The sequence below is a fragment of the Pseudomonas sp. D3-27 genome, from assembly GCF_051132165.1.
Classification (GTDB): domain Bacteria; phylum Pseudomonadota; class Gammaproteobacteria; order Pseudomonadales; family Pseudomonadaceae; genus Aquipseudomonas.
Genome location: NZ_CP071667.1, coordinates 5435744 through 5447319, shown reverse-complemented (window position 1 = coordinate 5447319; position 11576 = coordinate 5435744). Strand labels below are relative to the sequence as shown.

General features: G+C 60.9%; 2 protein-coding genes and 1 pseudogene. All 3 read right to left on the bottom strand.

Going from position 1 to position 11576, the window contains the following annotated elements:
* Positions 1 to 594: 594 nt before the first annotated feature.
* Positions 595 to 693 (bottom strand): annotated as a pseudogene (locus J3P92_RS24390) (nucleoid-structuring protein H-NS); the annotation flags it as partial.
* A gap of 704 nt (positions 694 to 1397) precedes the next feature.
* A complete protein-coding gene (locus tag J3P92_RS24385) occupies positions 1398 to 1736 on the bottom strand; it encodes a hypothetical protein (protein WP_014335964.1) in 339 nt (112 codons plus the stop codon).
* Positions 1737 to 1856: 120 nt separating this feature from the next.
* Complete coding sequence (locus tag J3P92_RS24380; protein ID WP_434649350.1) at positions 1857 to 11456, bottom strand: retention module-containing protein; 9600 nt, start codon at positions 11454 to 11456, stop codon at positions 1857 to 1859.
* Between the last annotated feature and the right edge of the window lie 120 nt (positions 11457 to 11576).

The window sequence follows — 11576 nt, the reverse complement described above, 5'->3', positions numbered from 1 at the left end:
AAAGTAAGCAAAAAAGGCTTGGCCCCACCACTCGGTGCCTCGCCTAGGCTCGGCATGCCCTCACTCCGGCATTGCTCCGTGGGCCCGCCGCGAAGGGCCATCCATGGCCCAACGCGGCTATCCCGGCATCCATGCCGGGATACCCACTACGCAATGCCTGCGTTCGGCCATCGTGGTTAACGGGGCCTGGCAGATCAAAAGCAAAAGCAAAGCAAAGCAAAGCAAAGCAAAGCAAAGCAAAGCAAAGCGAAAGCGAGGCGGCGGTATGGCGACCTGGGTCTCCTGGTCGTACTCCAATTGTGGGAGCGAGCCTGCTCGCGAAGGCGGAGGGTCAGTTTCCGCTGATGTTGAATGTGCTGGCGTCATCGCGAGCAAGCTCGCTCCCGCAGGTTTTTGGGTTGTGTGCAAGGTTGTGAACACCTGCAAACCCATGTGGGAACGAGCCTGATCGCGATAGCGGTGGTTCATCTAAATAAGTGCCGAGATGCTCCTGCTCCTGCTCCTGCTCCTGCTCCTGCTCCTGCTCCTGCTCCTGCTCCTGCTCCTGCTCCTGCTCCTGCTCCTGCTCCTGCTTTGGATCTTGATCTTGATCTTGATCTTGATCTGGAAGGCCCCGTTAACCACGATGGCCGAACGCAGGCCTTGCGCAGTGGGTACCTCGGCATGGATGCCGAGGTAGCCGCGCTGGGCCATGGATGGCCCTTCGCGGCGGCCCACGGAGCAATGCCGGAGTGAGGGCACACCGAGCCTAGGCGAGGTGCCGAGTGGTGGGGCGGAGCGTTTTTGGTTACTTTTTTGGCGTCTGAAAAAAGTAACCCGCTGTAAGAGCGGAACCGCCAGCAGCCGTTACCGCAGCAACGGATATGCCCCCTCAATTAACGTCCTAGGAGATTTCCTTCGAGTTGAAGCGAACTCGGTGAATTTGTCCGGCGGCTGTCTCGTGGCTAGTCTGAGTTTGTCATCGAAAAAACGGTGACACTGGCGGCAAGCCGGTTAAAAGACGACGCGCAAGCGCTTTATGGCGGTTGTGGGTCGCGCCGGAGGAGCGGGCGATGGATCGGCTGAAGTGCAAGAGCCAGCCTGACAGCCTCGTAATAAACCGAAGACCGCTATCGCGAGCAGGCTCGCTCCCACACTGGATCTGTGTCGAGCCGGAATATAAAGGGTCAACACTGATCTACCGTGGGAGCGAGCCTGCTCGCGATAGCGTCAGCCCAGACACCAAAAAATTCGTGGCGAGGGAGCTTGCTCCCGCTCGGCTGCGCAGCAGTCGTAAAACCTGCCAACACGGTTTCGCATATAGACGGGCTGGGGCATGCTTCGCAGGCCAACGGGAGCAAGCGCCCTCGCCACAGGTTCGGTGTGCTGCAGGCAATGGCGCCAGCCTTGGCGGCAGGCTAGATCAACCCCTTCTCATCGTCATCGATCAACCGACTCAACCCACCCAGCGCTTCACGGGCCTGGTTGCGGTCCATCAGCTTGGCCTGGGCCGCTGGTGGCAGGTCGGTGACGCGGATGACGCCTTTGCTGGTCAGCACCTGGATCAAGTCATCGAGTACCCGGATCATCTCCAGGTCGCTTTGCTTGAGTTGCTTGAGGCTGTTTTCTACCGCCTGGTTGGCGAACCAGTCCTGGATCTCATGGTTGTCGGCCGGCAAGGTCTCGGTGGCCTCGGCGTAAGCGGTGGCTTCCACGCGCACCAGCAGGCCTTGTGCATCGCGTTGCACATAAAACATCGGGCATCCCTCATGTATGAAGCGGCGTCATGCTGGGCAGCATAGGCCAACTGGGGGGAGTATGAACACTTATCCCATGGCGAGGGAGCCAGCTCCCTCTCCACAGGATGTGTGTCAGCCTCAGCTGTTGTTGTGATCGATCTTGATGGTCGGATCACTACCGGCGATCAGCGAGTTCAGGTTGATGTTCGACCAGTTGTTGCCTTCCAGCTTGATCGTCACGTCTGGCGTCGCCGCCGCACCGTTGGCCGCGTTGAACTGGCCGGTGGTGCTGACTTGCAAGGAGGACACGCCATCGACCGTGCTGATTTTCAGGAAGTGGTCGATGGTGCTGCCGGTTTCGCCCTGCAACAGGTCCCGCAGGTCGATCCGGTCACCGTCGCCGGCCTTGAAGTCCTTGATCACGTCATTGCCGGTGTCGCCGGCTTTCCAGACAAACGTGTCGCCGCCCAGACCACCGATCAGGGTGTCGTTGCCCGTGCCGCCAATCAGGGTATCGGCACCGCTGCCGCCGAGCAGGATGTCATTGCCCTTACCACCGTCCAGCAAGTCCTTGCCGCCCTGACCGAAGATGATGTCGTTGCCGGCACCGCCCAGCAGGGTGTCGTTGCCGTCATGTGCGCCGGACACATCGAACGCGGTGTAGTGTTCGGTGATGTACTGGTGCACGTTGCTGGTGGTGACCTTGCTGACGTCCGCGCCGCTTTGTTGGGCGACAAACGATTGGATGGCCTGGTAACCCTCGCCGGCGATGCCGTTGAAACTCACCAGGTCGCCGAACAGGATGTCGTTGCCGTCCGCGCCGTTGACCGTATCGGCTCCCGGCATCGTCGCTTCGGTGTGGCCGATGATCGAGTTGGCCAGGTCCTTGGGGTCGATGTTGGTTTGCGGCTTGCCGTCCGAGTCGTAGGGCTTGAGGTCGTTCAGCGTCACGCTGTTGTTCAGGCCGATGGCTTCAACGTTGCTCAAGCCTTTGAGCAGGGTGAAGCTGGCCGTTGAGCTGACTGCTGCCGAGGCGTCGCCCCACCAGCCGCCGTCCAGTTTGGAGAACTCGAACGTGCCGTTGCCCTCGGCATGCACCGTGCCGACGTAGTCTTCATTCCAATTCTTGCCGTTCTTGATCGACAGGAACATGTCCCCATTTTCGTCGATGATGAATTTGTGTGTGCTGTCGATCGTCTGGGTGTAGTACTTGCCAACGGTGTAGTTGGCCGCGCTCAGGACGTCGTCGAGCTTGACGGTGCCGTACAACACTGGGTTCGTCTCTTCGCCGGACTGGTAGCGCGTTGGCTCACCGTCGGTGATGAAGTACGTCAGGTTCTTCGCACCGGTATTACTCAGGGCTTGGGTGCTGTTGAAGAAGTTTGCGGTGGTCTTGAACACATCTTCATAGTTGGTATTGCCGCCGGACACCATCGAGTCGAGTACGCTCTTGAGCAGTGTCAGCGCGTTCGGGTCGTTGAGGTTGACCGCAACGTTTTTGTTGACCTGATTATCGAAGTCCGCCAGGAAAATATTCACCGTCCCGGAGTTGCTGCCCATGCTCTGCTTGAGCGTGTTGAACACCTGGGTCAGCGAGTTCTTCGCGGCGGTAACGGAAGACGAGCTCATGCTGCCGGAGCTGTCGACCATGAACGCGATGTTGTAGTTGACGCCCGGCACCACGGTCAGGCCGCCGATGTCGGCGACCACGATGTCGTTGCCGTCGGTGCCGGTGACGTTGTCACTGCCGGAAGTGGCTGTCGCAGCGTTGTAGACCGCCGGATGCACCGTTACCGGGATGTGTGCCGTGGTCGTCGCCGACCCGCCGAGGGTTTCGGTGGAGGTCGACGTCACTGTCAGGTTGATCTGGCCGTTGAAATAGGTCGGCGGCGTCAGGTTGAGGCTGCCCAGGTTCCAGCCGGTAACCGAGGCTTCGCCGTTGGCTCCCACGGTTGCGGTGTGACCCGCGCCGTCACTCAGGACGCTGCCTTCAGGCATGCCGCCGATCTTCACGCTCAAGCTTTCGGAACCGTCGGTGTCGGTCAGGGCGGTGGTGATCTTCGACAGGTTCACGCTGCCGCCTTCGGCGCCTTCGTTGAGCTTGAAGCCGTCGTAGTAGCCTTCGCCATTGGTGCCGTGCAGGTCGGAAACGGACACGCCAGCGTTCGTCAGGTCGGCGACGCCGGTATAGAGCGGTATGCCGGCGCTGCTCAGGTCCACGGGCGTGCTGCCGTTGACCGACAGGTTCACGTCATAGCTGCCCGGGCCGGTCTGGTTGTGGTGGTAGATGTCCAGGGTGTAGTAGCCGCTGGTGGTCGGGGTGAACGAACCATTGAGCTTGCCACCGGCGCCCCAGGTAATGCCCGCCACGTCCTTGCCACCAATGGTCACCAGCAGGCTGTCATCGCCGGTGCCGCTGAAGGTATAGATCTTGCCGGCTTCCAGGAAAATCAGCCCCGAGGTCTTCGACGCGGTGCCCGGATTGACGTTGCCGTCGTTCTGCACGTTGCTCACGTTGGTGCTGCTGTTCGGCGTGCCGGCGGCATCGATCACTGACTTGAGCGTGCCCGACGGCGCGCCGTTGCCATCGGTGCCCAGGCCCGACAGCCCGGTCCAGACTTCCTTGATCAGGCCGGTGGAGGTCACGTTGTTGCCGGCTACGTTGAGGGTCGGCGCGTCGGCGGTTGGCGTGATGTCGATCTTCACGGTGCCGGTGTTGCCCAGGGCCTGGCCGTCGGTTGGCTGGAATTTGATCTGCGCGTAGTCAGCCTGCTTGTTGCCCACGCCGCTGCCGCCATAACCATTGGCACCGGATTCGTTGGCATCCGGGGTGAAGCGCAACTTGCCGGCGTCGATGTCGGCCTTGGTGAAGGTCTGGTTGTTGGCAACGTTCTTCCAGGTCGCGCCATCCAGGTACTGCAACTTGCCATCGCCTGGCAACCCGGTGATTTTCACGCCCTGGCTGGCGGCGGAGCTGTCCACGTCGCTGACGCCGAAGGTCGACCAGCCGAGGACCAGCGAAGTGTCCTCGGTACCGGTCACGGAGCCACCGGCGGCCACCGGTGCATCGTTGACGCCGACCACGTTTACCGTGGTAGTGGCGGTGTTGGAGTAGCTTGCGCCGTCGGTCACCGTCACGGTGATGACGCGCGGTACGCTGCTCGGGTCTTCGCTGTTGTTGATGAAGCTGATGTTCTTGATCTGCTGCATATAATCGGCCAGCGTCGCATTGCCCGTCAGCGTCAGGACGACCTTGCCGTCGGTGCTGTTGGCGTTGATGCTGATGCCGTTGACGCTATTGCCCAGGTTCAGATGATCGCCAGGCTGACGGTTGGTCAGCACAATGGTGGCGCCGCTCAGCATGGTGCTGTCCGGGTCGGTGATCTTCAGGTCGGTATCGCCAATCGACACGCCTGGGCCGGTGGTGCCTTCGGTGAAGGTCACCTGGTAATCGGCACCGGTCTTGCCACTGGAGTTGTTGGCATCCAGGTCGAGCACCGGCGCCGCATCGTTGTCGATGATCGAGGTGCTGACACTGCCGTTGGTCCCGCTGACCGCCAGATGCTCGAAGTTACCGCCGGTGGCGGAGTCGATCTTGACCACGAAGTTTTCCGTGCCTTCGGTGATCTTGTCGTCCAGGGTTGCCACGTTGAAGTTGGCGCTGGTGGCATTGGCCGGGATCTTCACGGTGTAAACGCCCGTGAAGTCCGAGCCGTCGGCGGCAGTGCCGCTGTAGACGATCTTCACCGTCACCTCGGTTTGCGCCGGGTTCGTCAGGCTGACGGTATAGGTAGCCGCCTGGCCTTCGGTGACCGATGAGCTGCCGGTGATGCTGACAGTGGTGTTGTCGACGGTGTCGCCTACAGCAGTCGATGCGCCAGTCTTATCAACGACGATGGCTTCCAGATTGCCACCGGATGCAGATTTGATCGACTCGGTAATGGACGGCGCACCGGTATAGACATCGTTACCGACCGCGACATTGAGCACGCCAGAGCTTGCGCCGGCTGCGATGGTGATTGTCTTACCGCTTTCGAGCGTGACCGTTACAGGACCATTTTGCGCGGTAACGGGCTTGCCATCGGCACCGGTCAGGGTAGCGGTGTAAGTGATCGTGCCGTTTTCGTTCACGGTTGGGTTAGCGGTCAGCGTCACGGTGGTCGTGTCGTTGACGTCGCTGACCACTGTGCTGACTGGCGTCGTGTTAGGCGCGATGGCTTCGAGATTGCCGCCGGATGCGTCTTTGATCGACTCGGTGACGGTGGTTGGGCCTTGGTAGACGTCGTTGCCCACTGCCACATCCAACACGCCCGAGCTTGCACCGGCTGCGATGGTAATCGTCTTGCCGCTTTCGAGCGTCACGGTAACCGGACCGTTCTGCGCGGTGACTGGCTTGCCATCGGCACCGGTCAGGGTCGCGGTGTAAGTGATCGTGCCGTTTTCATTCACGGTCGGGTTAGCGGTCAACGTCACAGCGGTCGTGTCGTTGACGTCGCTGACGATAGTGCTGACCGGAGCGGTGTTAGGTGCGATGGCTTCCAGGTTGCCGCCGGATGCCGAGGCAATCGATTCAGTAACCGTCGTTGGACCTTGGTAGACGTCGTTGCCCACTGCCACATCCAACACGCCCGAACTTGTGCCCGCTGCGATGGTGATGGTCTTACCGCTGTCCAGGGTCACGGTAACCGGACCATTTTGCGCAGTGACCGGCTTGCCATCGGCGCCGGTCAGGGTGGCGGTGTAGGTGATCGTGCCGTTTTCGTTCACGGTTGGGTTCGCGGTCAGCGTCACGGTGGTCGTGTCGTTGACGTCGCTGACCACGGTGCTGACTGGCGTGGTGTTAGGTGCGATAGCTTCCAGGTTGCCGCCGGATGCCGAGGCAATCGATTCAGTAACCGTCGTAGGGCCTTGGTAGACGTCGTTGCCTACCGCTACATCCAAGACACCAGAGCTCGCTCCGGTTGCGATGGTGATGGTTTTACCACTGTCCAAGGTCACGGTAACCGGACCATTTTGCGCAGTGACCGGCTTGCCATCGGCACCGGTCAGGGTGGCGGTGTAGGTGATCGTGCCGTTTTCGTTCACGGTTGGGTTAGCAGTCAAGGTCACGGTAGTGGTGTCGTTGACGTCACTGACCACAGTGCTGACTGGCGTCGTGTTAGGTGCGATAGCTTCCAGGTTGCCGCCGGATGCGTCTTTGATCGACTCGGTGACGGTGGTTGGGCCTTGGTAGACGTCGTTGCCGACCGCTACATCCAATACACCCGAGTTTGCACCGGCTGCGATGGTGATGGTCTTACCGCTTTCGAGCGTCACGGTAACCGGACCATTCTGCGCGGTGACCGGTTTGCCATCGGCGCCGGTCAGGGTGGCGGTGTAAGTGATCGTGCCGTTTTCGTTCACGGTCGGGTTAGCCGCCAGCGTCACGGTGGTCGTGTCGTTGACGTCGCTGACGATAGTGCTGACTGGAGCGGTGTTAGGCGCGATGGCTTCGAGGTTGCCACCGGTTGCATCTCTGATCGACTCGGTGACAGTGGTAGGGCCTTGGTACACGTCGTTGCCGACCGCTACATCCAATACGCCCGAGCTTGCGCCCGCTGCGATGGTGATCATCTTACCGCTTTCGAGCGTGACCGTTACAGGACCGTTCTGGGCAGTGACGGGTTTGCCATCGGCACCCGTCAGCGTGGCGGTATAAGTGATCGTGCCGTTTTCGTTCACGGTCGGATTCGCGGTCAGCGTCACGGTGGTGGTGTCGTTGACATCGCTGACCACAGTGCTGACTGGCGTGGTGTTCGGTGCGATAGCTTCGAGGTTGCCACCGGATGCGTCTTTGATCGACTCGGTGACGGTGGTTGGACCTTGGTACACGTCGTTGCCGACCGCTACATCCAACACACCCGAGCTTGCGCCCGCTGCGATGGTGATGGTCTTACCGCTGTCCAAGGTCACGGTGACCGGACCGTTCTGCGCAGTGACTGGCTTGCCATCGGCGCCCGTCAGCGTGGCGGTATAAGTGATCGTGCCGTTTTCATTCACGGTTGGGTTAGCCGTCAACGTCACGGTAGTGGTGTCGTTGACATCGCTGACCACGGTGCTGACCGGAGCGGTGTTCGGTGCGATAGCTTCGAGGTTGCCGCCGGATGCCGAGGCAATCGATTCAGTAACCGTCGTTGGACCTTGGTAGACGTCGTTGCCGACCGCTACATCCAACACACCCGAGCTTGCGCCCGCTGCGATGGTGATGGTTTTGCCACTGTCCAAGGTCACGGTAACCGGACCATTTTGCGCGGTAACGGGCTTGCCATCGGCGCCGGTCAGGGTCGCGGTATAAGTGATCGTGCCGTTTTCATTCACGGTCGGGTTAGCGGTCAGCGTCACGGTGGTGGTGTCGTTGACATCGCTGACCACAGTGCTGACTGGCGTGGTGTTCGGTGCGATAGCTTCGAGGTTGCCGCCGGATGCCGAGGCAATCGATTCAGTAACCGTCGTAGGGCCTTGGTAGACGTCGTTGCCTACCGCTACATCCAAGACGCCAGAGCTCGCTCCGGCTGCGATGGTAATCGTCTTGCCGCTTTCGAGCGTGACCGTTACAGGACCATTTTGCGCGGTGACGGGTTTGCCATCGGCGCCGGTCAGGGTGGCGGTGTAGGTGATCGTGCCGTTTTCGTTCACGGTCGGGTTAGCCGTCAGCGTCACGGTGGTCGTGTCGTTGACGTCGCTGACGATAGTGCTGACTGGCGTGGTGTTCGGTGCGATGGCTTCCAGGTTGCCGCCGGATGCGTCTTTGATCGACTCGGTGACAGTGGTTGGACCTTGGTAGACGTCGTTGCCGACCGCTACATCCAATACACCCGAGCTTGCACCGGCTGCAATGGTGATGGTTTTACCGCTTTCCAGCGTCACGGTAACCGGACCGTTCTGGGCAGTGACGGGTTTGCCATCGGCACCCGTCAGCGTGGCGGTGTAAGTGATCGTGCCGTTTTCGTTCACGGTCGGGTTAGCCGTCAGCGTCACGGTGGTCGTGTCGTTGACGTCGCTGACCACGGTGCTCACTGGAGTCGTGTTTGGCGCGATGGCTTCGAGGTTGCCACCGGTTGCGTCTTTGATCGACTCGGTGACAGTGGTAGGGCCTTGGTAGACGTCGTTGCCGACCGCTACATCCAATACGCCCGAGCTTGCGCCCGCTGCGATGGTGATGGTTTTACCACTGTCCAAGGTCACGGTAACCGGACCATTTTGCGCGGTAACAGGCTTGCCATCGGCACCCGTCAGCGTGGCGGTGTAAGTGATCGTGCCGTTTTCGTTCACGGTCGGGTTAGCCGTCAGCGTCACGGTGGTCGTGTCGTTGACGTCGCTGACCACGGTGCTCACTGGAGTCGTGTTAGGCGCGATAGCTTCGAGGTTGCCACCGGTTGCATCTTTGATCGACTCGGTGACCGTGGTAGGGCCTTGGTAGACGTCGTTGCCGACCGCCACATCCAACACGCCCGAGCTTGCGCCGGCTGCGATGGTGATTGTCTTACCACTGTCCAAGGTCACGGTAACCGGACCATTTTGCGCAGTGACCGGCTTGCCATCGGCACCGGTCAGGGTGGCGGTGTAAGTGATCGTGCCGTTTTCGTTCACGGTTGGGTTAGCGGTCAGCGTCACGGTGGTCGTGTCGTTAACGTCGCTGACCACGGTGCTGACTGGCGTCGTGTTCGGCGCGATGGCTTCGAGGTTGCCACCTGTTGCATCTTTGATCGACTCGGTGACAGTGGTAGGGCCCTGGTACACGTCGTTGCCGACCGCTACATCCAATACGCCCGAGCTTGCGCCCGCTGCGATGGTGATCGTCTTACCGCTTTCGAGCGTGACCGTTACAGGACCATTTTGCGCGGTAACGGGCTTGCCATCGGCACCCGTCAGCGTGGCGGTATAAGTGATCGTGCCGTTTTCGTTCACGGTCGGGTTAGCGGTCAGCGTCACGGTGGTCGTGTCGTTAACGTCGCTGACCACGGTGCTCACTGGAGTCGTGTTAGGCGCGATGGCTTCGAGGTTGCCGCCGGATGCGTCTTTGATCGACTCGGTGACGGTGGTTGGGCCTTGGTAGACGTCGTTGCCCACTGCCACATCCAACACACCCGAGCTTGCGCCGGCTGCGATGGTGATGGTTTTACCACTGTCCAAGGTCACGGTAACCGGACCATTTTGCGCGGTAACGGGCTTGCCATCGGCACCGGTCAAGGTCGCGGTGTAGGTGATCGTGCCGTTTTCGTTCACGGTTGGGTTGGCGGTCAGCGTCACGGTGGTCGTGTCGTTGACATCGCTGACCACAGTGCTGACTGGCGTGGTGTTCGGCGCGATGGCTTCGAGGTTGCCACCGGATGCCGAGGCAATCGATTCAGTAACCGTCGTTGGGCCTTGGTAGACGTCGTTGCCGACCGCTACATCCAACACACCCGAGCTTGCGCCCGCTGCGATGGTGATGGTTTTACCGCTGTCCAAGGTCACGGTAACCGGACCATTTTGCGCGGTAACGGGCTTGCCATCGGCACCGGTCAAGGTCGCGGTGTAGGTGATCGTGCCGTTTTCGTTCACGGTTGGGTTGGCGGTCAGCGTCACGGTAGTGGTGTCAAGCGAATCAGTGATCGTCGTGACCGCAGGCGCCGTATTCGGAACCAGGTTCTCGAAGTTACCCCCAGTTGCGCCAGTAATGGTGGTGCTGACAGTACCGCCATTGTTGTAGACATCGTTCGGCGGGGTATCGACAGCGACGGTGCCGGTGGTCTGGCCGGCGGCAATGGTAATGACCGAGCCGTTGCTCAAGGTCACGGTCACTGGCGTCTGGGCCGGATTGGTCAGCGTGGCGGTGTAAGTGATCTGACCGCCTTCGGTAACGGTGTCGCCTGCGCTCAGGGTGACGGTGGTGGTGTCGACGGTGTCGGTGATCTGGGTAACGGCGGGCGTGGTGGGTACGGTCACGGCGATGCCGCTGCCGCCGGTGGTGCCGGTGACGGTCACGCTGATCTGGCTTGGGTCGTTATAGACCGTGTCGTTCGGCGCGAGCGGCACATTGACGCTGCCGGTCAGTTGTCCGGCTGGAATGACGATGACTGCACCGTTGGACAAGGTCACGGTCAGGTTGGTCAGCGGCGCCTGGGTGACGGTCGCGGTGTAGACCAGCACGCCGCCGGCCTCGGTCAGGGTCGGCGTGGCGCTCAGCGTCATGGTCGCATTGAGCACGGCGTTGGCGGTCGTATCGGCGGAGGTGTCGCCACCCAGGATGTTGTCATCGGTGGCGGCAGCCGCGGCGAGTCCTTCCGTGGGAAAACCGATTGTCGGATCGACGCTGCCAGCCGTGGCATCCAGTACGACGAAGCTGTGGCCACCACCGGCCGCACCGCCCGTGCCAGCAGCGGTTGGGCCGGCAGCGGTGGCTTCCAGGGCGGTCGTCGGGTCGACGCCCGCGGCGATGGCTTGTTGCAGTTCGTCTACCGAGGGTGCGGCTTGGGCGGCGGCCTGTTCCAGATCAGTGGAGGAGTCCGCAGCATTGGCGCTCCATTGGGTGTCCCGGCCCAGGTCCAGCGAGCGGCCATCGGCCAGCTCCAATGTGACGGCACCGGCAGGGCCGGTGTCCAACTGGTCGCCCACGTTAAGGCGGTCGCCTTCAATGAGTACGCGCCGAATACCCTCGGGGGATACGGCGAAAACCTGACCAACAATGCTTTTGACGACGGCAATAACACTGCTCATTGAAGACTCTCCGGGTACCACGTTCAGTAGACTTCCATGGACCCGACAGCCTCGTTGGCCGTAGCGGTCTGGACGTACATGCTCACTAAGGGAAAATGTTTTGACGCTTTAAATTTGACG

Bases quoted from the DNA above. Each gene is read 5' to 3' on its own strand.
- J3P92_RS24385 (WP_014335964.1), bottom strand. From the start codon at position 1,736: ATGTTTTATGTGCAACGCGATGCACAAGGCCTGCTGGTGCGCGTGGAA.
- J3P92_RS24380 (WP_434649350.1), bottom strand. From the start codon at position 11,456: ATGAGCAGTGTTATTGCCGTCGTCAAAAGCATTGTTGGTCAGGTTTTC.